At 71.7% G+C, this 26,577-nt stretch carries 25 protein-coding genes and 1 pseudogene; 12 read left to right on the top strand and 14 right to left on the bottom strand.

All coding sequences use genetic code 11. The features are described from left to right. Positions 1–198 precede the first annotated feature (198 nt). Positions 199–552: a PRC-barrel domain containing protein gene (locus tag IE145_RS29150; RefSeq protein ID WP_189528422.1), complete on the top strand. Its 354-nt coding sequence runs from the start codon at positions 199–201 to the stop codon at positions 550–552. Between the two features lie 273 nt (positions 553–825). Next, a complete protein-coding gene (locus tag IE145_RS29145; RefSeq protein WP_189528421.1) occupies positions 826–1,869 on the top strand; it encodes a LacI family DNA-binding transcriptional regulator in 1,044 nt (347 codons plus the stop codon). A 121-nt stretch (positions 1,870–1,990) separates the two neighbouring features. Here the strand turns inward: IE145_RS29145 and IE145_RS29140 are convergent, their stop codons facing one another. Then, on the bottom strand, positions 1,991–4,816 hold the full coding sequence (locus IE145_RS29140) for a glycosyl hydrolase (RefSeq protein WP_189528420.1): 2,826 nt from the start codon (positions 4,814–4,816) through the stop codon (positions 1,991–1,993). A 235-nt stretch (positions 4,817–5,051) separates the two neighbouring features. On the opposite strand from IE145_RS29140, the gene IE145_RS29135 reads away from it, so the two are divergent. From IE145_RS29135 to IE145_RS29110, 7 genes are all read left to right on the top strand, one after another. Next, positions 5,052–6,356: an ABC transporter substrate-binding protein gene (locus IE145_RS29135; RefSeq protein WP_189528419.1), complete on the top strand. Its 1,305-nt coding sequence runs from the start codon at positions 5,052–5,054 to the stop codon at positions 6,354–6,356. A 286-nt stretch (positions 6,357–6,642) separates the two neighbouring features. Beyond that, complete coding sequence (locus IE145_RS29130; protein ID WP_032781992.1) at positions 6,643–7,623, top strand: carbohydrate ABC transporter permease; 981 nt, start codon at positions 6,643–6,645, stop codon at positions 7,621–7,623. Next, positions 7,620–8,534, top strand: a complete 915-nt coding sequence (locus IE145_RS29125) for a carbohydrate ABC transporter permease (protein WP_189528418.1) — start codon at positions 7,620–7,622, stop codon at positions 8,532–8,534. Before IE145_RS29130 ends, IE145_RS29125 begins: the two co-directional genes overlap by 4 nt. A 56-nt stretch (positions 8,535–8,590) precedes the next feature. Further along, positions 8,591–10,021, top strand: a complete 1,431-nt coding sequence (locus tag IE145_RS29120; protein WP_189528417.1) for a GH1 family beta-glucosidase — start codon at positions 8,591–8,593, stop codon at positions 10,019–10,021. Between the two features lie 130 nt (positions 10,022–10,151). After that, positions 10,152–10,526, top strand: coding sequence for a hypothetical protein (locus IE145_RS29115; protein WP_189528416.1), 375 nt, complete (start codon positions 10,152–10,154; stop codon positions 10,524–10,526). A 41-nt stretch (positions 10,527–10,567) separates the two neighbouring features. Then, positions 10,568–10,690, top strand: a complete 123-nt coding sequence (locus tag IE145_RS33800; RefSeq protein WP_268246827.1) for a hypothetical protein — start codon at positions 10,568–10,570, stop codon at positions 10,688–10,690. Between the two features lie 510 nt (positions 10,691–11,200). Further along, the gene (locus IE145_RS29110) at positions 11,201–11,767 is read left to right on the top strand and encodes a DoxX family protein (RefSeq protein ID WP_189528415.1); all 567 of its coding nucleotides are present in this window, start codon (positions 11,201–11,203) and stop codon (positions 11,765–11,767) included. Between the two features lie 27 nt (positions 11,768–11,794). On the opposite strand, the pseudogene IE145_RS33565 reads toward IE145_RS29110, so the two are convergent. From IE145_RS33565 to IE145_RS29090, 5 genes and pseudogenes are all read right to left on the bottom strand, one after another. Next, positions 11,795–11,968 (bottom strand): annotated as a pseudogene (locus IE145_RS33565) (DinB family protein); the annotation flags it as partial. A gap of 43 nt (positions 11,969–12,011) precedes the next feature. Next, entirely contained in the window at positions 12,012–12,173 is a 162-nt protein-coding gene (locus tag IE145_RS29105; RefSeq protein ID WP_189528414.1) for a hypothetical protein, read from the bottom strand. Beyond that, a complete protein-coding gene (locus tag IE145_RS29100) occupies positions 12,170–13,309 on the bottom strand; it encodes a methyltransferase domain-containing protein (protein WP_189528413.1) in 1,140 nt (379 codons plus the stop codon). Before IE145_RS29100 ends, IE145_RS29105 begins: the two co-directional genes overlap by 4 nt. Before the next feature lie 775 nt (positions 13,310–14,084). Beyond that, entirely contained in the window at positions 14,085–14,945 is an 861-nt protein-coding gene (locus IE145_RS29095; protein ID WP_189528412.1) for a helix-turn-helix domain-containing protein, read from the bottom strand. After that, positions 14,942–15,685 carry a DUF6879 family protein gene (locus IE145_RS29090; protein ID WP_189528411.1) on the bottom strand — a complete coding sequence of 248 codons (744 nt, stop codon included), beginning with the start codon at positions 15,683–15,685 and terminating at the stop codon, positions 14,942–14,944. The genes IE145_RS29095 and IE145_RS29090 overlap by 4 nt, the downstream gene beginning before the upstream one ends. A 524-nt stretch (positions 15,686–16,209) precedes the next feature. Between IE145_RS29090 and IE145_RS29085 the strand changes: the two genes are divergently transcribed. Both IE145_RS29085 and IE145_RS29080 read left to right on the top strand, forming a co-directional pair. After that, the gene (locus IE145_RS29085; protein ID WP_189528410.1) at positions 16,210–17,385 is read left to right on the top strand and encodes a MarR family transcriptional regulator; all 1,176 of its coding nucleotides are present in this window, start codon (positions 16,210–16,212) and stop codon (positions 17,383–17,385) included. A 337-nt stretch (positions 17,386–17,722) separates the two neighbouring features. Next, positions 17,723–18,187 (top strand): MarR family winged helix-turn-helix transcriptional regulator, encoded by a 465-nt coding sequence (locus tag IE145_RS29080; protein WP_189528409.1) that lies wholly within the window; start codon positions 17,723–17,725, stop codon positions 18,185–18,187. Between the two features lie 17 nt (positions 18,188–18,204). Here the strand turns inward: IE145_RS29080 and IE145_RS29075 are convergent, their stop codons facing one another. Continuing rightward, entirely contained in the window at positions 18,205–18,651 is a 447-nt protein-coding gene (locus tag IE145_RS29075) for an anthrone oxygenase family protein (protein ID WP_189528408.1), read from the bottom strand. Between the two features lie 91 nt (positions 18,652–18,742). Between IE145_RS29075 and IE145_RS29070 the strand changes: the two genes are divergently transcribed. After that, positions 18,743–19,321 (top strand): TetR/AcrR family transcriptional regulator, encoded by a 579-nt coding sequence (locus IE145_RS29070; RefSeq protein WP_189528407.1) that lies wholly within the window; start codon positions 18,743–18,745, stop codon positions 19,319–19,321. An 82-nt stretch (positions 19,322–19,403) separates the two neighbouring features. On the opposite strand, the gene IE145_RS29065 is transcribed toward IE145_RS29070, so the two are convergent. From IE145_RS29065 to IE145_RS29035, 7 genes are all read right to left on the bottom strand, one after another. Then, positions 19,404–20,636 carry a mannosyltransferase family protein gene (locus IE145_RS29065; protein WP_189528406.1) on the bottom strand — a complete coding sequence of 411 codons (1,233 nt, stop codon included), beginning with the start codon at positions 20,634–20,636 and terminating at the stop codon, positions 19,404–19,406. 132 nt (positions 20,637–20,768) lie between these two features. Continuing rightward, positions 20,769–21,245: a hypothetical protein gene (locus tag IE145_RS29060; protein WP_189528405.1), complete on the bottom strand. Its 477-nt coding sequence runs from the start codon at positions 21,243–21,245 to the stop codon at positions 20,769–20,771. Further along, a complete protein-coding gene (locus tag IE145_RS29055) occupies positions 21,238–21,738 on the bottom strand; it encodes a SigE family RNA polymerase sigma factor (RefSeq protein WP_065487879.1) in 501 nt (166 codons plus the stop codon). The genes IE145_RS29060 and IE145_RS29055 overlap by 8 nt, the downstream gene beginning before the upstream one ends. Before the next feature lie 221 nt (positions 21,739–21,959). Next, a complete protein-coding gene (locus IE145_RS29050) occupies positions 21,960–23,822 on the bottom strand; it encodes an ABC transporter ATP-binding protein (protein ID WP_373296647.1) in 1,863 nt (620 codons plus the stop codon). Then, positions 23,758–24,255, bottom strand: a complete 498-nt coding sequence (locus tag IE145_RS29045) for a lasso peptide biosynthesis B2 protein (RefSeq protein WP_189528403.1) — start codon at positions 24,253–24,255, stop codon at positions 23,758–23,760. The genes IE145_RS29050 and IE145_RS29045 overlap by 65 nt, the downstream gene beginning before the upstream one ends. Then, entirely contained in the window at positions 24,252–24,503 is a 252-nt protein-coding gene (locus tag IE145_RS29040; RefSeq protein WP_189528402.1) for a lasso peptide biosynthesis PqqD family chaperone, read from the bottom strand. The genes IE145_RS29045 and IE145_RS29040 overlap by 4 nt, the downstream gene beginning before the upstream one ends. Then, complete coding sequence (locus IE145_RS29035) at positions 24,500–26,536, bottom strand: asparagine synthase-related protein (protein ID WP_189528401.1); 2,037 nt, start codon at positions 26,534–26,536, stop codon at positions 24,500–24,502. Before IE145_RS29035 ends, IE145_RS29040 begins: the two co-directional genes overlap by 4 nt. Between the last annotated feature and the right edge of the window lie 41 nt (positions 26,537–26,577).

Raw genomic sequence — 26,577 nt, 5'->3', positions numbered from 1 at the left:
GTGTAGGCCGCCTCGCCCCGGGCACACGAAGCCCAGCGGGAACATCGGCGAAGCGTCGGTGATCCGCCACGGGAAAACCGAAGGATCAGTGAAAGAACGCCGGTAGAACACCGAAGGAACACCGGCGGAGACGTCGGCGGAAACGCCGACAGGAACACTGGAAAGAATGGCCCGGAGACCTTCACGAAAGGAGCCACAATGAGCGACTCCCTGTGGGGCTACCGGCCGTCGTGCGGCCATACCGCGGGAATCGATCTGACCGGCTATTCGGTCGAGGCGACCGACGGCAGCATCGGAAAGGTCGACAAGCATTCCGACGAGGTGGGCTCGGCCCATCTGCTCGTCGACACCGGGGTCTGGATCTTCGGCAGGGACGTCCTGCTGCCCGCCGGCACGGTGAAGCGCATCGACACGGAGGACCGGAAGGTCTACGTCGAGCTCACCAAGGAACAGGTCAAGGACTCCCCGGAGTTCGACCGCCACCGGCAGACCGAGGACCCGGCGTACCACGAGCAGCTGTCCGCGTACTACCTGGCGTACCGGATCATGTGACGGACACCGGCGTACGCCCCCGAACGGCGGCGGGTCCGACCCCGAGGAGGGGTCGGCCCCGCCGCCTCACGCGCGGGGCAGGGACCCCCACTCCTGGGAGCGCTCTCAACACTGTCGGCGCCCGGCGCTAGGCTGTAGGCGATCCGGCGACGACACCGAGCACGCACCACGCACACGTACGCGCAGACGCGGAAGCGGACGCAGAACCAGCCGCAGACGCAGACGCACGCACCGGCTCGCGTATCGCCGCCCCGTCGACAAGGAGCGACCGCCTTGCCCGAGCAGTCCACCGGGTCCCGGCCCACCCTGGAAGCCGTCGCCGCACGCGCGGGGGTGTCGCGGGCCACCGCCTCGCGGGTCGTCAACGGGGGCGACGGCGTCCGCAAGCCGCTCGTGGACAAGGTGCTCCAGGCCGTCGAGGAGCTGGGCTACATCCCGAACCACGCGGCGCGGACCCTCGTCACGCGGCGTACCGGCGCGGTGGCCGTGGTCATCGCGGAGCCGGAGACCCGGTTCTTCTCGGACCCCTTCTTCTCCCAGCAGATCCGGGGCATAAGCAAGGAGCTCACCGCCCACGACACCCAGCTCGTCCTGCTGCTGGTGGAGGGGCCCGGGGACTTCGACCGGATCGCCCGGTACCTGGCGGGCGGGCATGTCGACGGGGCGCTCGCGTTCTCGCTGCACACCGACGACCCGGTCCCCGCGATGACCCGGCGGGCGGGCATCCCGGCGGTGTACGGCGGGCGGCCCAGCTGGACCGCCGACCCGGGCGACCAGGCCGTTCCGTACGTGGACGCGGACAACCGGGGCGGGGCACGGATGGCCGTGCAGTATCTGCGCGACCTGGGGCGCCGGCGCATCGCGCACATCGCCGGGCCCGCCGACCAGACCTCGGCCATGGACCGGCTGGACGGCTACCGGGACGTGCTGCTGGACGTGGACCCGACGCTCGTCGCCGACGGGGCGTTCACCGTGGAGAGCGGCGCCCGGGCGATGGCGGAGCTGCTGGAGAGGCGGCCCGACCTGGACGCGGTGTTCGTCGCCAACGACCTGATGGCCTCGGGCGCGCTGCGGGTCCTGCGCGAGCGGGGGATCTCCGTGCCGGAGCAGGTGGCGCTGGTGGGCTTCGACGACATGGAATCGGTGGCCACGGAGACCGATCCGCCACTGACGACCGTCGGCCAGGAGATCGAGGCGCAGGGGCGGCTGATGGCCCGCCTGCTGCTGCGCGCCCTGGACCGGGAGCGCACGGGCAGCGGGGACGTCCCGGAGTCGGTGATCACCCCGGTCACGCTGGTACGGCGGGCCTCCGCCTGAGGAACCGGAGACCCGCCGCGCCCTACGTCATCCGTGCCGGCCGTCCCCCGGGGGCCGGCCGGTACGGATCACCGCCCGTCGGTCGGCGGCCGGTCGACGACCGGCCGCCGGCCGACGACGGTCACTGGTACGGAATCCGCAGCACGGCCGCGTCCGTCCCGGTCTGCACCTGGGACGTGCCGTTGCCGAGCGCGTTCCAGATCTCCAGCCGGACCGTGCCGTTCTTCAGCTCGCCCAGGCTGCCGGTGGCCGCCTTGACGCCCGCCGCCTGGGTGTACTCCTCCCACCCGTTCACCGGGTCGGTCGCGAAGTAGCGGAAGGTCTCGGCCCGGTCGAACGTGCCGTCGCCGGTCAGGTCGTAGCTGACCCGGACCTGCGGGGCGAGCCCGACCTTGGTGCCCGCGTCCACCCGGAGGCGGAACGCGGTGGCGGCCCCGGCGGTGACCTTGCCGTTGACCTTCTTCACCTCGTAGACGGTCGGGCGGTAGGGGGTGCCGTCCCGGTTGACGCCGTCGGCCGAGGCGATGGTGTCCGCGCCCGCCGGGTCGGTGGTGGCGGTGGTGAGGACGCCGCCGGTCTTGAGGCGGAAGGTGTTCCCGTTGCCCGGCTCCCCCGGCTCCTCCGGGTCCGGGTCGGTGCCGCCGGGGCCGGTGCTCGTGGCCGTCGAACGGGCGGGCACGGACAGGGTCTTGCCGTCGGAGAAGGTCACCGTACGGGCGCTGGAGCCGTGGTTGTGGGCGGTGTAGGTGCGCGTCCCGTTCTTGGAGAAGACGGCGGAGGTGGGGATGTCACCGCTGACCGTCATGTCGGGGGCGCCGACCGCCGCGAGGGTGTTGATCCAGTGGTAGGTGTGCGCCTTGGACTCGCCCTGCTCGGGGGTGTAGTTCCCGTTCGCCCCGTCCCACTTGGCCTTCGCGGACGCCGGGTCGGCGAGCGACTCGAACTCCCAGAGCAGGTCGCGCCACTCCTGGGCGGGCCCGCCGTTCTCGCGCTCCATCTCGGCGATGTTCCGCTTGACGGCGGCCTTCTCACGGGCGAGGTGGAGCGAACCGCCGGTCACCGGGAGGACGTTGATGCCGTGGATCTCCTCCGGGTTGGCGGTCCACCAGGTGGAGTACGCGCCGCCGCTGCCCCAGACCATGCCGACCGTGTCGTGGCCGAAGGGGGCGGGGAAGACCTGCTGCGAGGCGTCGAACCAGTACTGGGTGATCGCCTCGGACTCGGTGGTCAGCAGGTAGCTGCCGAGGTCGCGCAGGGCGGTGTCACCGGTGGCCGAGCCCCAGAGCACCAGACCGGCGCTGAGGTTGATGGACTCCGAGGAGGACTCCTGGTTGTTGCCCGCGGCGAAGCCCTGGTGGCCGGAGGCCCAGCTGTGGCCCGCGTACACGTCGAAGCCGCGCAGGAAGGGGTAGGCGGAGTCGGTGCGGCTGGCGTTGGCGGTGTCCCGGATCAGGTGCTTGACCATCGTGCCCCAGGCCGAGTCGGCCGCCCAGGCCTGGTCGTACTGGGCGATGATCGCCGCCGCGTAGACGTAGTAGCTGTAGTGGAAGTGGTGGTCGTTGAGCTCGGTGTCGCTGCCGTACGAGGCCGGGTACCCGGTGAGGGTCTTCCAGTCCTTGTCGTAGCTGAACTCGCTGGCCCCGCCCGCCGTGAACCACTCCTGGAGCCGGCCCTTCATCAGGCCGAGGAGCTTGTCGCGGGTGGCGGTCTGGCCGATCTGGTCGGCGACGGGCACCAGCTGGGCGAGGCGGCCGAGCGCCTTGCCGGTCCAGTAGGTGTCGGTGGCCCCCGAGAACGGGTCGGAGGCGTTCGCGACCTCGTTGAGATAGCCGGTCAGCCGGGCCTTGTCGACGCCGCTGGAAGCGGGCAGCGCGGGCACGACGCCGTTGTTCTTCTGGCTGGTGGTGAAGGTGGCGGACTCGCGCACCTTCATCGTGCCGCGAGGCGACACGTACGTGTACGGGGTCAGCGCGTCGGAGGTGTGCAGCCACTGGTGGCGGTAGAGGGCCTGGAGCGTGCCGCGCTCGGTGCCCTCCTTGGCCTCGGTGGTCAGGCTGTAGGTCGCCCGGACGTTGCCGCCGGTGGTCTGCCAGGCCACCTGGGAGCCGGTGACGAAGCTGAAGGCGTACTTCCGGTAGGTGGCGAGCGCGTCCGTGGAGGGCAGCACGGCGAGCGAGAAGTAGTCCTTTGAGCCGAGGCCGGCGGTGATCGTGGAACCGGAGACGTTCCAGTCGCTGCCGGTCGGCGCGAAGAGCGCGTAGTGGTGTCCGGCCACGGTGATGCCGAGGACGTTGCCCTGGTCGGAGAAGACGGTGGGCGCGGAGGCGGTCGTGATCCGGGCGTCGCCGCCGGAGCCCTTGGCGTACACGAAGGGCATGCCGTGGCCGATGGTGGCCCGGAAGGTGCGCGATCCGTCGGCCCAGTAGGGCGTGACCGTCCAGTCGGACCAGGCGTCGGCCTTGGTGTCGGGCGAGTTCAGCCCGGAGAGCCCGACGGTGAGGTCGGCCTTGTGGGCGTACTCGTACTGGCGGCCGTCGCCGACGATCGCGGGCGTGGTCGGATAGCCGACCTCCAGGCCGGAGGCCTTGGCCTGGTACGTGAGCGGGTGCCCGTACATGGGGGTGCTGTACGGGTTGTCGCCGTAGCGCTGGAAGGCCAGCGAGGACCACCAGTCGTTGGTCGGGACCGGCTTGTCCCGCACGGCGGAGGTGATCTTCGGGGTGACGGGCGCCCCGGTGTTGGTGGTCGGCCCCTGGGTGCCGGCCGGGCGGGAGTCGGTGTAGCTGCCGGCGCCGGCGGGGATGGTGGCGGCGGCAGCGGGAGAAGCGGCGGGACCCAGGCCCACGGCGGCCACGGCGATCGCGAGGAGCGTCGCGGCCGCGGGTCTGGGGGTGACTCGGGGAACGAGTCCGGAGAGGGAGGTCAGCACGAGCAGCACCTCGATCATGGGGGGCGAAGAGCGCGTTCGAGAGCGCTCTCAAGTGCCAAGGAACGTAAAACTCCTGAAACGTAAGTGTCAAGAGAACTAACACGGGCGGCAGTTGGTGGGCGCTCCGATGTCACCCCAAGCTGTTATGCGTTCGAGTCTTGACGGGGCGGGGGCGGTGGGAGACGCTCCAGACGCAGGTTTTGAGAGCGCTCTCAAGGCGCTCGGTTCATCCCGAAGCCAAGGGAGGCTTCCCATGCCCATCGCCCGAGCCGCCAAGAGAGCCACCGCCCGCCTCGGCGCGGTCGTCCTCGCCGGGGCCCTCCTCGCCGCCTGTGGATCCAGCGACTCGTCGGACTCCTCCGACAGCGCGGGCGGGAAGGTCACGCTCAACGTCGACCTCTTCGGGTCCTTCGGCTTCAAGGAGGCCGGGCTCTACGAGGAGTACCAGAAGCTCAACCCGAACATCACGATCAAGCAGAGCGACACCCAGGACGAGGCGGACTACTGGAAGTCGCTCCAGACCCGGCTGGCCGGCGGCGGCGGCCTGGCCGACGTGCAGGGCGTGGAGGTGGGCCGCATCGCGTCGGTCACCCAGCAGCAGTCCGACAAGTTCCAGGATCTGAAGGAGTTCGGGGCCGACAAGCTCAAGGACGAGTTCGCCGAGGCCAAGTGGTCGGCGGCGACCACCGAGGACGGCAAGATCCTCGGCCTCGGCACGGACGTCGGCCCCGAGGCGATGTGCTACCGCACGGACCTCTTCAAGGAGGCCGGGCTGCCCACGGACCGCGAGGAGCTGGCCAAGAAGTGGGCCACGTGGGACGGCTACCTGGAGCTGGGCAAGGAGTACAAGAAGAACGCCCCCGCCAAGAGCGCCTGGCTGGACAGCGTCGGCTCGCTCTACGGGATCATGATCGGCCAGGAGGAGGAGCGTTACTACGACGCCTCCGGCGAGCTGATCTACGACAAGAACCCGGCGGTCAAGGAAGCCTGGGACACCTCCGTGGAGGCCGCCGAGGCGGGCCTGAGCGCCAAGCTCGACCAGTGGTCCCCGCAGTGGAACCAGGCGTTCGCCGCCGGCTCCTTCGCCACCATCCCCTGCCCGGCCTGGATGCTCGGCTACATCAAGGGCCAGGCCGGCGACGGCGGCCAGGGCAAGTGGGACATCGCCAAGCTGCCCGGCGGCGCGGGCAACTGGGGCGGCTCGTACCTCTCCATCCCGCGCGCGGCCAAGCACAAGGAAGAGGCGTACAAGCTGATCGAGTGGCTGACCGCCCCCGAGCAGCAGGCGAAGGTCTTCCAGAAGCAGGGCAACTTCCCGTCCTCGACGGGTGCCATCGAGAAGATCGCGGACGCGAAGGACGAGTACTTCTCGGGCGCGCCGATCGGCCAGATCTTCGGTGACGCGGCCAAGGAGGCCCCGGTCCAGGTGCTGGGTGTGCACGACCAGAACGTGATGCAGCAGATCACGAACGCGCTGAGCGAGGTCGAGCGCAAGGGGACGTCGTCGGAGAAGGCGTGGGGGACGGCGAAGAAGGGCGTGGACAACGTGATCGGCTGACCGTCCGGTCCGCGCGGTCCCGCGAGGACCACGTGATCGGCTGACAGCCCCCGGGGCCGCATGATCGGCTGACCCGCCGACCCGCCCGCGCGGTCCCGCTCCTCCCCGCCCGTTCCTGGGGCCGGCCCACCGGTGCACACCACGGTGGCCCGGCCCCACCCCCGCTCCACGCTTTCTGCTCCCTGCCTCCTGCTCCGCCGAGACTCCCCGCTCCCCGCGACTCCGCGCTCCCCACGACTCCTCGCTCTCCGTACCAGCCCGCCCCCCGACCCCGAAGGGCCGCACCGTGTCCCTCACCGCCACCGCGAAGGCCGGGCCCCGCAGCCCCGCCGGAACCGGTCCCGGCCCCGACGACGGCCGGGGCGCCGCGCTCCGGCGCACCTGGCGCAAGGCCTCCCCGTACGCCTACATCGCCCCCTTCTTCACCCTCTTCCTGGCCTTCGGCCTCTTCCCGCTCCTCTACACCGCGTTCGTCTCGCTCTACCGGGTCGAGCTCCAGACGAGCGGCGAGATGGAGTGGCGGGGCATCGCCAACTACACGGCGCTGTTCACCGACGAGTACTTCTGGACCTCGCTGCGCAACACGTTCACGATCGGCGTGCTGTCGACGGTCCCGCAGCTCGCGATGGCGCTGGGCCTCGCGCACCTGCTCAACTACAAGCTGCGCGGCCGGACCTTCATCCGGACCGCGATCCTCCTCCCGTACGCGACCTCCGTGGCCGCGGCCACGCTCGTCTTCGCACAGCTCTTCGGCAAGGACTTCGGGCTGATCAACTATGTGATCGGGCTGGTCGGCTTCGACCCGGTGGACTGGCAGACGGGCACGGTGGCCTCGCAGATCGCGGTCTCGACGATCGTGATCTGGCGGTGGACGGGATACAACGCGCTGATCTACCTGGCGGGCATGCAGTCGATCCCGCACGAGCTGTACGAGGCGGCGGAGATGGACGGGGCGTCGCGCTGGCGGCAGTTCCTCCACGTCACGCTGCCCGGGCTGCGCCCCACGATCGTCTTCACCGTCATCATCTCGACGATCGGCGCGACGCAGCTCTTCGGTGAGCCGCTGCTGTTCGAGGGGTCGATCTCGGGCGGTATCTCGCACCAGTACCAGACCCTCGGCCTGTACATGTACGAGCAGGGCTGGGGCTTCTTCCACCTGGGCCGGGCCGCGGCCATCGCCTGGGTGATGTTCGTCCTCATCGTGGTGCTCGTCGGGGTCAACGCCCTGATCGCGCGCCGCCGCGCACGCAAGGAGGCCGGCCGATGACCGCGCTCGCCGCACCGCCGACCGCGCCCGAGAAGGGCGACCCGCCGCAGACCCCCCCGTCGGGCAGCCGGATCGGGCGGGGAGGCGCGGGCCGCACGATGAAGGGCGGCTGGCTCTCCTACCTGATCCTCGGCTTCGCCCTCCTCATCTCGGCGTTCCCGTTCTACTGGACGATCGTCACGGCCAGCCGGTCCAACGCGGACATGGCGAAGGTCCCGCCGAGCCTGCTGCCGGGCCCGAACCTGATCAAGAACTTCGAGCAGGTCCTCGAAGAGGCGGACATCGGCAAGGCTCTGCTGAACTCGCTGATCGTGTCGGGTTCGATCACGATCGGCACGGTCCTGTGCTGCACGCTGGCCGGATTCGCCTTCGCCAAGCTGAAGTTCAAGGGCCGCAACGCGCTGCTGACGCTGACGATCGGGACGATGATGATCCCGCCGCAGCTCGGGGTGATCCCGCTGTTCATGCTGATCGCCGAACTCCAGTGGGTGAACCAGCTCCAGGCGGTGATCCTGCCGGGTCTGGTCTCGGCCTTCGGGGTCTTCTTCATGCGCCAGTACCTGGTGCAGTCGCTGCCGGACGAGCTGATCGAGGCGGCCCGGGTGGACGGCGCGTCCACCGCGCGCATCTTCTGGTCGATCGTGATCCCGATCGCCCGGCCGGGGATGGCGGTGCTCGGGATGCTCACGTTCATGACGGCGTGGAACGACTTCTTCTGGCCGATCATCGCACTGTCCTCGCAGGAGCCGACCGTGCAGGTCGCGCTGCGCCAGCTCGGCGGCGGTTACGTCAACGACCAGTCGGTGATCATGGCCGGCACGCTGCTCGGCACGCTGCCGGTGCTGCTGGTGTTCGGCCTGCTGGGCCGGCAGATCGTCGGCGGCATCATGCAGGGCGCGGTGAAGGGCTGACCGGACCGCCCGCCCCCCTCTTTCTCTGTCCCCCCTCACCCTGGAGTGTCCGTCTCATGACCGCTGTCGATGAAGCCCGCCCGGCGACCTCCCCAGACGCCCGACCCGAGACCGGTACGGTGCTCCGCTTCCCGGCCGGATTCCGGTGGGGCACGGCGACCGCCGCGTACCAGATCGAGGGCGGGGCCGCCGAGGACGGCCGTACGCCGTCCATCTGGGACACCTTCAGCCGGACGCCCGGCAAGGTGCGCAACGGCGACACCGGTGACATCGCCGCCGACCATCTGCACCGGATGCCGGACGACGTACGCCTGATGAAGGAACTCGGCGTCACGGACTACCGGTTCTCCGTCTCCTGGCCCCGGGTCCAGCCGACCGGCCGGGGCCCGGCGGTGGAGCGCGGCCTGGACTTCTACCGCCGCCTGGTGGACGAGCTGCTGGCGGCCGGGATCAGACCGGTGGCGACGCTCTACCACTGGGACCTGCCGCAGGAGCTGGAGGACGCGGGCGGCTGGCCGGAGCGGGACACGGCCCACCGGTTCGCGGAGTACGCGGGCCTGGTGGCGGGAGCGCTGGGCGACCGGGTGTCGACGTGGACGACGCTCAACGAGCCCTGGTGCGCGGCGTTTCTCGGGTACGGGAACGGGGTCCACGCCCCGGGCCGGACCAGCGACCTGGCGGCCCTGCGCGCCGCCCATCACCTGAACCTGGCGCACGGTGCGGGGGCGAAGGTCCTGCGGGACCGCCTCCCGGACACGGCGGAGATCTCCCTCACCCTGAACCTCCACGCCCTGCGCCCCCTGACGGACACCGAGGCGGACCGGGACGCGGTGCGCCGGATCGACGCGGTGGCGAACCGGATCTTCCTGGACCCGGTGTTCCACGGGCGGCTGCCCCAGGACCTGGTGGCGGACACGGCGGCGGTGACGGACTGGTCGTTCGTGAAGGACGGGGACCTGGAGGTCACGTCGACGCCGATCGACTCGCTGGGCATCAACTACTACTCGCCGAGCGTGGTGTCGGCGGGTACGTCGGAGTCCCCGTCGCCGTGGGCGGGCGCGGAGCAGCACGTGGCGTTCACCCCGGCGGCGGGCCCGCGCACGGCGATGGACTGGCCGGTGGACGCGGACGGCCTGTACGAACTGCTGACCCGCCTGCGTGACGAACTCCCGTCCGTGCCGGTCATGGTGACGGAGAACGGGGCGGCGTACGACGACTACACGGACCCGGAGGGCGAGGTGCACGACCCGGAGCGGGTGGCGTACCTGGACGGGCACCTGAGGGCTGTACACCGGGCGATCGAGGACGGGGCCGACGTACGGGGCTACTTCCTCTGGTCGCTGCTGGACAACTTCGAGTGGGCGTACGGCTACAGCAAGCGGTTCGGCATCGTGCACGTGGACTTCGCGTCGCAGCGCCGGACGGTGAAGGACAGCGCGCGGTGGTACGCGGACGTGGTCGCGCGGGGCGGGCTGGAGCGGGGCTGATCGCTGGCCGAAGGACCCGCAGCCGGACCGGTGCACAGTCCCGGGCCCCACTCCGGCTGCGGGTAACGAAAGCGGTCCTCGGCTGCGATGATCTCGCCTCGTGACAGGTGAGAGCCGGACCGGGGGCGACATGGCACGCATACTCAGGGCAGCACTTCCCGTCGTCGCTCTGGTGGTGCTGGGCACGGGATGCTCCGCCGCGTCCGGCCAGGATGAGCAGCGGCTGTCGGAGCGCCGGGAGAACTACTGCACGCAGCTCGGTAGCTGGCAGAAGACGCGGAACGCCGCGGAGGAGGACCCTCCGGATCCGAACGAGTACGACGAGGTCGGCGCCGCCGCCGAGGACGTCCTCCTCGCCGTGCGACCGCTCCGGGACGAGCCCGCCGGCCACGGACGCAGTCTGGGCGAGGCGACGGCGGCAGCGACGGGGAACAGCGATCCCGAGGCGGAGGGGCTCGCCGTGAACTACTGCGGAGAGGTCGGCTTCGAGACGCTGACGCGCTGAGGACGAGAGGCGGCCGCGGAGGGAGCCGGGCACACGGTGACGTGCCCGGCTCCGCCGCGTACCCGGCCCGCGACACCGGGCACCGCCCGGCCCTGGACGCCGAGCGCTGCCCGACCCTGGACGCCGGGCGCTGCCCGACCCTGCCCCTGATCCCTCCTGCGTGACTCCCGATTCGCCCCGGTATCGACTGGGCGGCTTTCGGCCGGATGGAAGATCGAGGAGGGGCGGGAGACGGGCGAGGAGCAGCCCCGGCCGACCACGGGGCCCGGGAATGGCCGAGGCCCCGGCCACCTCGATGAACCGAGGGCGAATCCGGCGGGGCACTGCGGAAGCCTCATCCCACCCCGTACGGCGACCACACGAGCAACCGCTTTCACCCCCCGAAGCAACATGGCGCGATTGCGCCCCCTACGACGGGCACCGCGGAACACGCCTCTTGACGACCGCCCAACCCCCGTCCGTATGGTCTAGACCAAGCAGCAAGGGCGGTCGGCCCGTCGATCACGCACCGGCCCCAGCCCTGCTTCCCGCCCCACCTCCAGGCGCCCACCGGCCCCGCACGGTCCACGCACCCCCCCCCTCGCCCCCCCCGGACGCCCCAGGTGCCCGACAAGCCGCACGGGTCCACCCATGCACGTTTTCCCACCCCCCACGGACATCACGGGAGATCGCACATGAGCAGCCACACCGTAGAGCCGAGCCTGCCCCCGGCCGGCGAAAACCCCGAATCACCGCCGAACGAACCCCAGTTGGAGGTAGCCGCCCGCCCTCCGGCCTCCCGATTTCCGCGTCGGATCGCCGAGCTGGTCGACACCCACGCCCTCACTCTGCTGCGGGCGACGGTCGGCATCGTCTTCGTCGGCTTCGGCGTCCTGAAGCTGTTCCCCTCGGCCAGCCCGGCGGAGCAACTGGCCGTGGACACAGCCACGAAGATGACCCTGGGCCTCGTCCCGGAGACCGTGCTGCTGCTCTCCCTCGCAGCCCTCGAAACGGCCATCGGCATCGGCCTGATCGCAGGCCGTCGCCTGCTGCGCCCCGCGCTCGTCGCGTTCTTCCTCCACATGGGCGGCGTGTTCTCGACCCTCTTCCTCCTCCCGGACGCTATGTGGCAACCCCACTCGCCCGCCCCGACGATGGAGGGGCAGTACGTCGTCAAGAACGTGGTACTGGTGGCCGTCTGCCTGGTCGTGGCCGCACATGAGTGGAGCGGCGGGGACGGCCGCCGGTGCCGAGGGCGATGACCGGCACAGTCGGCGGCACACGCGCCCTCAGTGCCGCGAAGCCGCGCGCATCAGGCGCAGCTGCCCGATCTCCGCGACGTTCTTCATCAGCTCGGCGTTCAGCCAGGCGATCGCGTGTCCGACGGTGTTGTCCGGTGGGGTCTGCCACGGCAGCGTGGAGACGGCATCGAGATCGGCGTCGGTGAGTCCGTCGAGGACGGCCGACTACGGGGAGCGCAGGTCCTGGAGCGGTGCCGCGGCCCCCTCAACCTCGACCGCGGGCTTCCTCGGCCTCCCCGAGGGCACCGAAAGCGGCGAGGGCGGCGAGGGCGGCGACGAGAGCAGACCCGGCAAGGGCGGGGTCCGAGGCGCCCACGGTGGACAAGCCGGTCGTCACGCACTGGTCGCCCCAGTGCGACGAGGTCACCCCCCGGATCGTCTGACGCCGGGACGCGCAAGCCGGTCCCTGGCGGGCCGGATGACCTCGCTCGGGTCGCGCAGCCATACCTGCTGCCCCCGGTCGGTCACGGTCAGCCCGAACCGGTCGGCGTCGGGCCGGCCCTCCGTTTCGTACTCCCACCAGACCTGCCCGATCTCCTCCCACAGGAACCCGGGCCCGTACTGCCACACCTCCTCACCGGTGGCGGCAGTGGCTGCGGCTCCGTCCTCACGGGTCACCCACACCTGAACGCCTCCGTCGGTGCCTTTGTGGATGAGCCGGACGCCGGGGAGCCGAGCTCCGGCGTACAGGGCGAACCCGAGATCGAGGAGCCGGGCGGGGTCCAGGCCGGCTGCCCGGCACCGCCCATTTCCGCGTACGGCGTGGAGGTCGGGCACCCGGTGGGCACGCATCGGCATGTACATCGCCCCGCCACAGAACGGACCGGACGCAGTGCCGTCACCCCGGACACGGAGCCGGACCAGCGCCCCCGACCAGAACCCCCGCGCCAGCGGGGCCACAACGATCCCGCCGGGCCGGACCTGCCGCAGCAACGCATACGGGACGTACCGCAGCGCGCAGGTGGCGATCAGCCGGTCCACCAGGCCCAGGCCGGGCCACGGCTGCTCACCGTCCCCGACCCGCAGATGCGGCCGGTACCCGGACCGGGCCAGGGCCCCGGCCGCCTGCCGCGCCACGACCGGATCCAGCTCCACGCTGTGGACCAAATCGCCACCGGGGCGTTCGCAGAGCAGCGCGGCGACGTACCCGGTGCCGGTACCGATCTCCAGCACCCGCTGCCCGTCCTCGACATCGAGCAGCCCGAGCATCCGGGCCACCATCGACGGCATCGAGTTCGACGACGTCGCCACACCCGGCCCACCCCCGACCCCGTCGTCGAGCTGCGTCACCACCGGCTCATCACTGTTCACCAACGCCAGCCACGCATCCGCCCCCACCACCGGCTCACACCGGTCAGGGAGTTGTCGCCAGACCTCGGCCGGCACGAACCGGCTGCGCGGCACAGCCTCAAAGACCTGCCGCCACCGACCCGTGAACAACCCACGATCAGCAAGCTCCCGCACCAGGTCCGGATACGTCGGTGCCTGCGGTACGCCGCTCACGACTGCGACACGAACTGGGGCCGGCTGTCGTCCGGCGACGGCTTCGGCTCCTGCGGCGGAGTCCACGGCCTGTCCGACGGCGACCCGCCATGCTTCCCGGCCTCAACCGGAACGGGGGTAGCGGTCATCGTCCATCTCCTCTGTTCGATACCACTGACTGGCCTACGGGGCGGCCGCGCCCCAAGTTGAGGGGTCATCAGGTGTTCCGGCGAGCGGTGGCCACCGCGTGACACGGGCAGGCGCACTCCGGCAGGCGGCACAGGGCGTGCACGTCGGCCAGGTCCGTCACCTGCGCACTGCGGCAGACAACGCCGCACGGACCATCCGGCCCCGCCGACAGGGCGTCCAGGGCAACGACCGCCCCTCCAGCAGAATCAGCCCCATCAGCCGCAGTGATCGGATCACCACGCCACAACAACGTCACCCCGCGCTCGACGCAGTAGGCCCCCGCCCCGTCCCCGACGGGAACCTCGTGCGTGGCCCGCTTCTCCTCGTAACACCTCATCCGCGGCGCGCCTCCCGCCAGGCCCGTCCCAACCGTGCTGCCGCCGGACAGGAGACCCCTGCACGACAGGCGGCGCAGATCGTGGTGTGGCCAAGGAGTATGCGGTAGGCAGCTTCGGACCTCGGCGAGGGCAGGGTCAGCGCACTCATGGCTCTTCCTCCGGGCGGGTGTGGGCAGGAGTGGCACGCGTCGGCGTGGCCATGACCAGCACGTTAGAGAGCTGCGGAGAGGACGCGCTGGGCGATTGCGCCGGGTTGCGAATCCCGGTCGTCATGTTGGGCGCAGTTGCTCAGTCGAGTCCAGTGATGCCCGCGCGCGGCCGATCAAGCGCCGCGCCTGCGGCCCCCGGACTGCGGCTTCGGCCATGAGATCCCACGCACGCTCATACAGCGCGACGTTCTCCTCGTCGTCGAGCCACATCTCGGTATTGATCGTCTCGACGATCACGCGACGCCGGTCGTAGATCCAGAACCCGTGGCCCGGCGCACGACGCAGTTGCGCACCGAGGGGGGGGACGCTGATCTCGACGGTGTCCAGACCGATCAGCCCGGCCAGGCGGTCCAGTTGTGCGGCCATGACCTCTCGGGGGCACGTCAGTACGTACAGCGCCGCTTCCCACACGACGAACCGGAAGAACCTGCCGGCCTCGTACAACGCCTCTTGACGGCGCAGACGTGCCCGGACCGCTGCCTCGATGTCCCGAGGGATTCCGCGGAACTCGGCGTTCGCCTCGAACGTGTGGCGCGCGTAGTCCGCAGTCTGAAACAGGCCCGGGATGCGGGACACCTCCACACCTCGAATGAGGCGCGTAGACGTCGTCACGGTCACGGCCAGTTCTTGACGTGCCCGATGACCACCGGCGAGCTGCCGACGCCACGACCGGTACTGCGATTCCAATCCGACGAGTCGCCCCCGTAGCTCGGTTGCCGCGTCGGGCCGCCCCACCGCCCAGGACCACTCCATGAGGTCACTCACGGTGGGAGTCTGCTTCCCCGTCTCCAGGCGCGAGACCTTCGAGCGTTGCCAGCCGAGCGCCTCGGCCACTCCCTTGCCGTTGAGACCGGCTTCGCTGCGTAACTCGCGGAGCCGCGCTCCGAGAGCGACCCGGGCGGTCTGGAAGTCGGTGCTCACCCGGTCGAAGCTACCGCCTCGGCGAATTCCGCGGTGCGCGTCGCGTGGTGCCAGGCCGCGTCTCGCGCCTGGCAGGCGAGAGCGACCTCGGCCGGGTCCTCACTCAGGACGACGCCGAGGGTCGTGTCGTCCTCGTCGAACACGAACCGGGCGACCAGCCGGGAGTCGAACAACCAGAAGTCGTGGTCCGGCAGGCCGAGTCGGACCGCATCGGCCCGTGGCAGGTTACGGATGTCCTCACCGGCGGCCACATTGCTGTGACCGCTGGCCAGAAGGAACTGCTGCCCCTCGGTCAAGGGCTGGTCGACCAGCCGTACCCGCTCGAACCGCTTCTCTTGCGCTGTCTGTGCCCGGACGTTCTCACGCCAGGCGTTGTCCGGCTCGGTCGAGACGTCTGCTCCGCCTTTCCATCGTTCCCACTTCGGACTCTTGCGGTCGGAGGCGTATCCGCGCCGCGTCTCCAGCCGAAACGCGGTGTGTTTGAACTCGCGGAACAGCGAGGCGATCTCGGAGAACGGCACCATCGCGGAATCCGTGGTGCGTGGGGCGAAGCGGACCAGGAGGTCACGTGGCACCAGCACGACCGTCTCGCTGTCCTTCACATCGCGGAGCTGCGCGAGTTGTTCGGGGTCGGTCACGCGATCGCCCTGAACGACGATGTCGGTGGTGCCCTCGACCTCGTAGAGCGTGGGGCAGTCCCCGTCGTCGCTGGTGGTACCGAGGAACCTGAGGCGTGCCATAGTGCCCTCCCTCTAAGCCGGCTGAGCATCCAGAATGCGGCGAATAGCGCAGTGTCGCCGACCGATTGCGCAGAATTGCAGATCCTCATCGAGACAGAGCAGTTGCGCGCAACCGACGACACCGGTCAGGCGACTCTGCACACGAAATCCAACAGCACAGGTACTCCTGGGCCGGGTCGGCATGGTGTCCCGGGTCGCGAGACCCGGGCTTCGGAGATGGGCAGGTCACTCTTCCGGGGGTACGTGAACGGGGCTCCGGCCCGAAGCTCGGGTGCCGAGATCCGGGCACCGGGATGCGAGACCCGGGGTTCGAGCGCCTTCTTCAACCGGCCGGTAGAAGAGGGGGGTTGGGAAAACCTCCCCGCCCTCCCCACCCCGTCACGGCCAGCCGGTATGACTAATCGTGACAGCTTGCGGCACAGCGTGACCGCCGCCTACGGTGCGAGAAATGAACGACCCCGACACGGTTTCGCCGACCGAGCCGGGGTCTGACCGCAAGATCGATCCGCTTGAAAGGCGATCCCGTGGCTACCCAGCACCTTAGCTCCGCCCTGCCCGTCCCCGCAGTCTCCGCCGCATACCCGACGGCCAAGCCCGGCTACGGCAAACGCTCCGCGCCCGACCAACAGCCGCGAACGCCCGACGACTTCGCCCTGCTGCCGACGCGCGAGCGGTACGTCGCCGGATTCGTCGACCGCCTCCCCGACGGGGCCGCCATGAGCATCAAGCACCTGGCCAAGCAACTCCCCCTCTACGGACAACAGGCCATCTCCACCGCCCTCAACGCCCTCTCCGTCGCCGGACATCTGCGGCGCATCCGGTGCCCTGTCGGCGCCGGCGACGAAACCCGCTGGGTGTTCCGCACCTTCTGGTCCCGCACCGCACGCGACAACGAATGGTGGGCGGTCTACCTCGCCACCGAAACCGCCGCCCGGACCGCAGCACCCGCCTCCGCCCCCGTACCCGTACCCGCACCCGCACCCGCACCCGCAGCGGCTGCCCCCGACACGGCTCCGCCGCCGCACCGGGCCCCGGACGAGGAACCCCCGCCACCCGCAGAGCCGCAGGGTCCGCCGCCTGCCGGACCGGCCTTCGAGCCCGCCCCCGTACCGCGCCAACGCACCCCGCACCAAGCCCCGGCCCCGCACCAGACCCCGGCCCAGGCTCCGGCCCCGCACCAGACCCCGGCCCGGGCCCCGGACGCCCAACCCGCAGCACCCACCCGGGAAGCCGCCCCCTCCCCCGCCTACCTCGCCCTCGCCCGCCTCGGCCGCGACGACCACCGCCTGGCCCTCTCCGCCCACGACTGCGCCGCCCTCGAACCCCTCGCCACCCAATGGCTCGAACGAGGCGTCACCACCGACTACCTCACCAGCACCCTCACCGCAGGACTCCCCGCCCAGGTCGACTCCCCCGTCGGACTCCTCCGCCGCCGCCTCACCGACAAACTGCCACCCCGGATCCCGGCCACCGCGAGCACCCCACCCGACGCCCCCGCCCCCACCCCCGCCCGACGCCTCCTCGTCGAATGCACCGACTGCGGCCGCCCCGGACAGCCCGAAGCCCTCCCCGACGGCCTCTGCCGCCCCTGCCGCCAGACCCATACCGCCCACGGCAGCACCGCATCCCCCGACCCCACCCAGATCGCCGCTGTCAAAGCCCACATGGCCAACCTCCGCGACCTCCTCAAACCCGTCTGAGGTGCGGGTACTCTCTGGCGATGCCCCATCAGTCAGTAGCAGCGGAAGTCAGTCTCGCGGGCGTGATGGCGCACTGCGGCGGGAGCCCCGTGGGAGCGGTTCGCGCCCTGGTTCGGGTGACGCTGTGCTCGACCCCGCGTCATCGCGGGTCGCGCCGGTGACCGCGTACGCTCACGCCGCCGCATCCGCATGGCGCGCCTCGGGGGCCACTCGGTCGGCCTGCGTCACGTCCGCGATCCGCGGCGCCACGGTCGCCCCCAGGGGGGCCGGCCGCAGCGTGGTCGGGGTACGCAGCGCTTCTTGTCAGAGAAGTGAAATGAGCCGGTAGGTTGGTTACATGTCAACGAACGAGACGGCTCCCCCGGCCAACTGGCTCACCTCCGACGAGGACCACACCTGGCGGGCGTATCTCCGCATGGTGACCGCCGTCCAGGTCGGCGTCGCACAGGACCTGGCCGCACTCGGCCTGTCCGAGCCGGACTACGAGGTGCTCAGCACCCTGTCCGAGCGCGAGGACGGCACCAGCACGCTGCACGAACAGGCCGCCAAGATGGGCTGGTCGCGCAGCCGCCTGTCCCGGCACGCCTCCCGCATGGAGGCCCGCGAACTCATCCGCCGCGCCCCCGACCCCACCGACGGCCGGGGCTGCCTGCTCGTCCTGACCTCGGCGGGCTGGGACGTGCTGCGGGATGCCGCGCCCTCCCATGTCACCTCCGTACGACGGCACTTCGTCGACCGCCTGTCACGGGAGGAACTCGCGACGCTGGGCCGGATCGCACAGAAGCTCAGTGCCGGCCGGTAGGAGCGGTCAACGGCCCCTCAGGCGAGCGCCGCGACCAGCGAAACGAAGGCGGCGATGAGGACGGCCACGCGGACGTAGTGGTAGCGGTCCCAGCGGTTCATCTGCTCCCTCCAGTCCGCGGGCCGGTCCTCCGGGGTCCACGTCTTGCCCCGGTCGTTGATCGGGACGAGCAGCAGAAGCGACATGACCACACTGAGGAGCAGCAGCGCGCCGGCCGCGATGACCAGGCCGACGCCCTTCTCCCCCCATCCCGCCACGGCCCAGATCGCACTCAGGGCAAGTGAGCCGATGTACCAGAACGGCATCAACGCCCCCAGCATCCGGCCTCCGTGGCTTCGCCCGAGCTGGGCACTGTCGTCGGGGAGCGCGTCGAGGATCCGGTTGATGACGAAGGCGACGGAGAACTCCACCCCCACCAACAGTCCGACGATCACGGTGGTGACGACCCCAAGTACGTCGAGCATGATGACCCCTCCCGGAATCTAGCGGCGCTAGATGACAGTGCAACGCTAGACCTGCCACTGCTCGATTGTCTAGCGATGCTAGGGTCGAGGCATGTCGGTACAGGAACGCAAGGAACGGAAACGGGCGGACCGCGAGCGCCTCATCGTGGCGACGGCTCGCGAACTCGCCGAGCAGCAGGGCTGGGACGCGGTCACCACGCGCCGGCTCGCCGAGCGCATCGAGTACAGCCAGCCCGTCCTCTACAGCCACTTCCGCGGCAAGCGCGAGATCATCGGCGCGGTCGCCCTCGCAGGCGCCACCGAGATGGCCGCTGCGCTACGGGCCGCCGGCTCCGGCGCGGACGACCGCCGCGCCCGGGTCGCCGCCCTCGCCCGCACGTACCTGGAGTTCGCCGAACGGAACCCGGCGGTCTACGACGCCCTGTTCCAGCTCGACGGCGGCCTGGCCTTCGCGCGCGAGGACACCCCGGAGCCGCTGAAGGACGCCTTCGCCGCACTGCTGGAGACGCTCGGCGAGGTCGCCGGGGAAGGCGTGCACCCGGGGCTGTTCACCGAGCTCTTCTGGTCGGCCCTGCACGGGCTGGCCACCCTGACCCGGGCGGGGCGGCTCCTGCCGGAGGGCGCCGAACAGCGACTGGACCTCCTGGTGGAACGGCTCGCCGCGCTCTGACCCGCACCCGCACCCGAACACGTACCCGTACGCGTGTTCCGACTGTGCGTCACGCCCCGGAGATGGACCGGCCCCCGCCTCATCACCCCGCCCATCTCCCCGTCAGGAACGTCAGCGCGACGAGCGTCGTCACCGGGGCCGCCACGCACAGGTACGCCGTCCTGAACCACGGCCGGCGCAGGCTCAGCGCCGCCAGGCCGATCCACAGCGGCCACCACAGCAGCGTCGCGCGCGGGACGGACGTGTACCAGTACGACGTTCCCAGCGCCCACAGGCTGAGGACCACGTACACCGCTTCCGGCCAGCGACGGCGACGCACCAGCAGCGCCACCAGGGCGAGCCCCACCACCATCGCCGCCAACTCCGCCTGGAACATGAACGCGTAACCCGTCGACTGCGTACCGCCGAACGCCCCGGCCCAGGTGTTCGCCCACGCCTCCCACGGGGTGTGGAACGTGCGGTACCAACCGCGTTCCTGCGCGTGCTTCCAGGCCATCCAGTCACCGGTGTGCGCATGCAGATACCAGCTGTACGCGGCCGGGGGCAGCGCCGGAAGCAGCGTCCAGCCCGCCGCCCGCCACCGGGCCCTGCCCTCACGTGCGGCCAGCAGGAGCAGCAGCCCGATCGCCGCCGCGAGGAACAGGCCGCTGACGCGCACCGCCGTCCCCAGCATGGTCAGTACGGCGGCGAGCGCCCATCGGTGCCTCATCGCCGCGAGCCAGGCGGGCAGCGCGAACGCGAGGAACAGCGCCTCCGTGTATCCCGCCGCCAGGAACACCGCGCAGGGCGAGAGCAGGAAGAGGACGACCGTACGGTGGCCCGCCCCCTCCTCCGGCAGATACGCCCGCGCGACACGGGCCAGGGCCAGTACGGCAACGGCCCCCGCGACGAACGAGATCAGCAGTCCGGCCGTCGTCCAGTCGGGCACCACCGTGTGCACGGCGCGGAGCAGAAGGGGGTAGCCGGGAAAGAACGCCTCCCGGTTGTCCCAGCCGCTCGTCCACGGTCCCGCGCCCGCCGGGAAGTAGCCGTCGCGGGCTATGTGGAGGTAGTGGTTCGCGTCCCACTGCTGGAACGGCGCCAGGACCGGGGCCGCCTCCCGTACGCCGGACTGCGCGGGAAACAGCCAGCGGGCGCAGTGGGCCGTGATCCACAGGGAGACGCGGGTCAGGAGATAGAGCCCCAGGATGCCGCGATCGGCGGGGGCCAGGCGGAACCGGGCCAACCGGGGCCCCGCAGGTCGGGGTTCGGGCTCCCCGGGTTCGGGGGCAGGACGGACAGGAGACGGCCGCAGCCCAGGGGAGAGCGTGGACAACGCAGGCACCTTTCGGGCACGCCTCGCGGGTAGGTCGGGGCGCGCCGGATCGCCCGGAAAGCCGCCGGGGCACGGAGGGGGAGGAGGAAGCGGGGAAGGAAGGAAGGGAAAGGGGGAGGCCGTGCGGCGACGTCAGGGCGTCGACGCGCTCCCATCGGTTGTCGCCGATGCCGTCGGTGGCGTCGTGCTCGTACGCGTCGGCGGGGGCGGCCCGCCCGGCTCGGTGGTCCGGCCCGACGGCCCCTCCGCCCCCTCCGTTCCCGCGCTCCCCGGCACCGTGGTGCTCGGCGACGGCGGCGGTGACGGCGGCTCGGTGGGCAGGCCCTCCGACGGTACGGGCGAGGGGTAGCTGGGCGACGGGCTCGTGGCCGGGGCCACCGGCTGCGGCCGCACGGGCAGCAGGCCCACCGCGACCGCGCCGCCCCCGCCGACGACCAGGCACACCCCCACCGCGAAGGCGGCCATCCGGCGTCGCTGCGCGCGCATGCCGCGCCGGGTGATGCTCGACGCGGTGTCCGGGGCGGTCCGGGCCTGTCCGAACTCACCGGCCTCCCGGAACAGGGACCGCAACGGATCCTGCGGCTCCTTCGGATCCCGCGGTTCAGACATCAGGAGCCTCCTCGATGCGGGGGTCGCGCAGCCGGTGGGCGAGCGCCGCCCGGCCACGGACCAGATGCGTCTTGATGGTGCTGGTGGAAAGCCCGGTCTCCCCGGCGATCTGCTCGACCGTGAGGTCGCACAGGTAGTGCAGGGTCAGCGTCCGCCGCTGCTGGGCGGGCAGCTCCCGCAGCGCGTCGACCAGGACCACGTGGTCCGGATCCGGCGGCGCGACGTGCTCCGCCCCACCGCTCCCCCGGCCCCACGCGTCGGCCGACCGCCGCCGGAACCGCCAACGGCTCACCGCCAGCCGCCAGGCGACCGTACGGATCCACGCCTCGGGCTGCCCGTCCCGCTCCAGCCGCCCCCGCCGGACCCACGCCTTGACGAACGCCTCCTGCACGACGTCCTGCGCCTCCTGGAGGTCGCCGGTCATCACGTACAACTGGCCGGTGAGACGTGCGACCGCCTGGGCGTAGAACTCTTCGAACTCCTCGACGGTCAAAAGTTGCTCCCGGATCTTTCGCTTCACCGGGTATACGCCTGCCGTCGGGCATCCGGTCTACAGCGCCGACCGCGCATCCGGGTGACGGTCGTCACAGTCGGCGCCCAGCCTGTCGCGCGGCACGCAGCCGGCTTGAGCACGCCCCTGGCGAGGGTTCAGCCGCCGCTCAGCCCGCCCCTGGCGAGGGCTCGGCCGACCGGAGGGCGCCCCCGGCCGCCCCCTCACCGCCCGTCCGCCGCCAGCTGGGTCGTCGCCAGCTCGCGGTACAGCTCGTCCCCGGCCATCAGCTCCTCGTGCGTGCCCGCCGTGCGCACCCGGCCCTCCTCCAGGACCACGATGCGGTCCGCGTGCCGGACGGTGGACAGGCGGTGCGCGATCACCAGCACCGTCGTCCGCTCGGCCAGTTCGAGGATCACATCGCGCAGCGCCTGCTCGTTGACCGCGTCCAGTTGCGAGGTCACCTCGTCCAGGAGGAGCAGCCGGGGGTGGCGCAGCAGGGCCCGGGCGATGGCGATGCGCTGGCGTTCGCCGCCGGAGAGGGTGACGCCCCGGTGGCCGACCGCCGTGTCCAGGCCCTCCGGCAGCCGCTCGACCAGGGCGTCCAGCCGGGTGCGGGCGACCGCGGCCGTCAGCTCCTTCTCCTCGGCGTCCGGGGCGGCGAAGAGGAGGTTCTCCCGCAGCGTCCCGGCGAGCACCGGCGCGTCCTGCTCCACGTACGCCAGTGAGCCCCGCAGCTCGGCCAGCGGCCAGTCGCGGATGTCCCGGCCGCCCACGGTGATCGTGCCGGCCTCGTGGTCGTAGAAGCGCTCCAGCAGGCTGAACACCGTCGACTTGCCCGCCCCGGACGGGCCCACCAGCGCCACCATCCCGCCGGCCGGCACGTCGAACGTCACCCCCTGGTGGGCGGGGGCGCGCTCGTCGCCGTAGTCGAAGGTCACGTCCTGGAAGCCGACCCCGAGCGGGCCGCCGTCCTCCTTCGTCGACGCGCCGGGTTCCTGCGCCGGTTCGCCCGGCAGCGACTCCACCTCGTCGATCCGGCGCACCGCCGCCAGCCCGCTCTGGAGGCCCGTCCAGCCCTCGACCAGGCCGCCGATCGGGCCTATCAGGTAGAAGAGGTACAGCAGGAACGCGATCAGCGAGGAGATCTCCAGCGAGCCGGAGGCGACCCGTGCGCCGCCGACGCCCAGCACCGCCAGGAACGCCAGCTGGATCGACATCGTCATCGTGACCTCGGTGACCGAGGACCACTTCGCCACCGCCACGCCCCGGTCGTGCGCATGCCGCGCCGCCGCGGCGACCGCCGCCGTCTCCCGCTCCTCCGCCCCGCTCGCCTTGACCGTACGGAACGCCTGGAGCACCCGGTCCAGGGCCGCGCCCATCGCGCCCACGGACTCCTGCGCCTTGAGCTGCGCCCGCTGGATGCGCGGCATCAGCAGGGATGTCACGGCCCCGATGCCGACGACGACCACCAGTGTCACGCCGAGCAGCGTCAGGTCCATGTACGCCATGAGGGCGAGCGTGCCCAGCAGCATCAGGACGCTGTTGAACGACTCGACGAGTCCGCTGGAGAGCACCGTACGGAGGAGGGTCGTGTCGCTCGTGACCCGTGACTGGAGGTCGCCGGGCGTCAGCCGGTCCACTGCCGGGACCTTCAACCGCATGATGCGGCCGACCAGTTGGTCGCGTGCGCGCAGGACGACGCCCTCTCCCGTACGGGACATGAGGAAGCTCCCGTACGCGGAGAGGCAGGCCCCGGCCAGCACGAGCGCCGTCAGGGCGACGAGCGGGGCCACGGGCGAGCGGCCGTCGGCGAACGTGTCCACCGCGTGCTTCGCCATCAGCGGCATCGCCAGGCCCGCCCCGGACCCGGCGAACGAGAGCAGGCCCGCCCGGATCAGGACGCCCCGGTGCGGACGGACCCGGGCCAGGAGCAGACGGAGGGGGGAAGGGCCGGGCGCGGCGGCCGGGGCGGGCGCAGTCCGGTCCGGAGGTGTGTCCGGCCCCGGTCGCCCCGTGCTCTCAGGCGGTCTCCCCGGCCCCGGGCCCGGATCCGCCTGTTCCGCCCCCGCCGTCGTCCCCGCCACCGCGCTCACCCTGGACCCCCTCGCGTACCGTCACCACCATCAAAGGACGCAGATCGGCGGCCTCTGCCTGTTCCCCGACCGTACGGCCTTCCGCCAGCACCCAGGCGTGCGGGGAGAACGGCGGGGTCGCCCACACTCCCGCGCACCAGTCGGGCCAGACGCCGGACATCCGGCACGCCAGGGCGACGGCCACCGTGCGGGGCAGGCAGCCGTAACGGCTCGCGCAGCGGCGGCTGGTGGCGGTGACCGCCTCCAGCACCTCCAGCGTCTCGGCGTACGTGGCCGGGCGCGCGCCCCGGGCGCACCGGGCGAGCGTCCGGCGCAGCCGGCCGGGCTTGAGCCGGGCCAGGACGAAGGCTGCGGCGATGGCGGTGCGCAGCCGTATCCCGCCCGCCCCGGCGCCCCGGCGGGGCATCGTCATCTCGGTGGTCATGGGCGCAGGATCTTCGCCTCGACGAGCCGGCGGGTCAGCTCCGCCACGTCCGACTCGGCCTCGGCCCGCTCGACGTCGAACTCGGCGACGATCCGCTCGACGGCGGCCTCGGGGGCGCGGCCGGCCGCGAGGGTCTCGACGACGATGACGCCGGTGTCGTTCAACTGCCAGTAGCTGCCGCTCTTCTCGTCGAGGAGAACGCCGCCGTACTCGGTGGTCGTGACGGCGATGCCTTTTCCGATCTTCACAGGGATGCCTCGCTGGGGGTGGTGTGACGGGCCGGCCCGGGTGCGGGCCAGGCGTTCTCGGCCGTGCGGAGCCAGGTCTCCCCGGCCACGGTGGAGCTGATGGAGTGTTCGACCAGGACCGGCGAGAAGGGTTCGGCCGCCAGTCGGAGGAGTTGGCGGGCGTCGACCAGGCCGCGTTCGGCGAGCCGGGAGCCGGTCCACAACTCGGTGAGTTCCGGGGCGTGTTCGCGCAGGCCCTGGTGTTCGTCGGAGGCCATGTGGTCCTTCGTCGTCCGGGCCAGCAGCGCGTCCGGCACCACCCCGCGCATCGCCTCGACGAGCAGCGGTTTGTAGCGCCAGGGGCTGATGCGCTCCGGCAGGCGTACGGCGAGGGTCGCCTCCAGGATCCGGTCGTCGTAGAGGGGCGCGGCGACCGGCAGCCCGATCGTCATGCCGATGTCCTCCATGGCCTGGAAGTGCCGGGCTCCCATCCGTACGCCGTCGATGTCGACGTGCCGTCCCCGCCACGGGTCGATCGGTTCGGCGTGCTCGGCGGCGGCCCGGACCTCCTCGGCGATCAGGGTGGTCGCGTGCTCTGTCAGCCAGGGGTGCAGGGACTGCCGTACGCCCCAGGAGAACAGCGGGGTCCGGGCGACCGGCTGGGGTGCGGCGGTGACCGCCCCGGCGAGCCAGCGGGGGAACGCCGAACGGTCGAACAGGGCCTTCACCGTGGGCAGGAGCGGCCAGCCGAGCTGGTGGCGCAGGCCGCCGAGGTGGCTCCAGGCGGTGAACGGGTTGCCGTGGAAGAGGTCCTGGTAGGCGTGGGGCAGGCCGAGGAAGATCTCGTCGCCGCCGTAGCCGGTGAGGTGGTAGCGGGAGCCGGTGGCGCGGGCGCGGGCGAGGAGCAGTTCCGCGCGGGCCCGGCCCGGGGCGACGGGGAGCGGTTCGTCGTTCAACTCGGCGGCGGTGGAAGCGAGATCGGCGTAGAAGTAGGGGGCGTCGCCGGCGGGGATGATGTGGTGGTCCAGGGCTGGGGCGGGTGCGGGGGCGGTGTGGCCGTTCGGGGCCGTCGCGGTCCCGTGGCCCCCGGCCGTCGCGGTCCCGTGGCCTCCGGCTGTCGCGGGCGTGCCGCCTGCCGCCTCGACCGCTCTGCGCGCCCAGGTCTCGTCCTCGCTGTAGCGGTCCCGGGCGGCCACCGTCAGCAGGGACAGCGACGCGGGGCCGGCCTCGCGGGCGGCGAAGGCGAGGGCGGTGGAGTCCAGTCCGCCGGAGAGCTCGCAGCTGATCCGGTCCAGGCCGCCGACATGGGCCCGTACGGAGGCCGCGATGGCCTCCCCGACCCTGCGGGCCCCCTCCGCCAGGGGCAGTTCACCGGGGGGCGGCTCCCACCAGCGGTGCTCCGTGGGGCCGGGGACGGCGGCCGTGCCCGGTGCTGCGGCGGGCAGGGCCAGGCCGTGCCCGGCACCGGTCTCGTGGACGCCCCGCCACACCGGGCGGTGGCTCAGGGGGTGCGGCAGGAAGTCCAGCAGCCGCAGCGCCAGCGCGCCGTCGTCCAGGGGCGCGTCGATCAGGCGGGCCAGGACGGCGGGGCGGTCGGAGGCGATGGTTCCGGCCGCCGGGTGCCGGGCGTGGTAGATCCGGCGGAGCCCGGTGGCGGTGCCCCGGATCCAGCTCTGCCCGGACAGCCGGGCGACCACGTGGTAGAGGCCGGGCAGCCGGGCGAGGCGGCGCTCCAGGCCGGTCCGGTCGCGGGCGCCCTCCAGGATCCCGGCGAGCACGGCGTCGGGGACGCGGTCCGGGCCGATGAGGACGAGGGCGTCCTCGCCCCGGGTGACATGGCTGACCCGGCGGACCAGCGTACGGGCGACGACCCAGGGCCGGCCCGAGGAGTGGGCGACGGTCACGGTGTCGCCCGCCTCCCGGGCGGGCCCGGTGGCGTCCGGCGCGGCGGACCGCCCGGCAGCCGCTCCCGGTACGGGAAGCCGCCCGGCCGCTGCCGCTCCCGCCGCGCTGTCCGGCAGGACGACGAAGTAGTCACGCAACTGGCCGGGCATCTTCACCTTTCGGAAGTTCTCACGCGGTGCACAGGAAACGG

It is taken from the genome of Streptomyces sindenensis (genome assembly GCF_014649035.1).
Lineage (GTDB): Bacteria > Actinomycetota > Actinomycetes > Streptomycetales > Streptomycetaceae > Streptomyces > Streptomyces sindenensis.
This window is presented reverse-complemented; position numbering and strand designations above follow the sequence as displayed.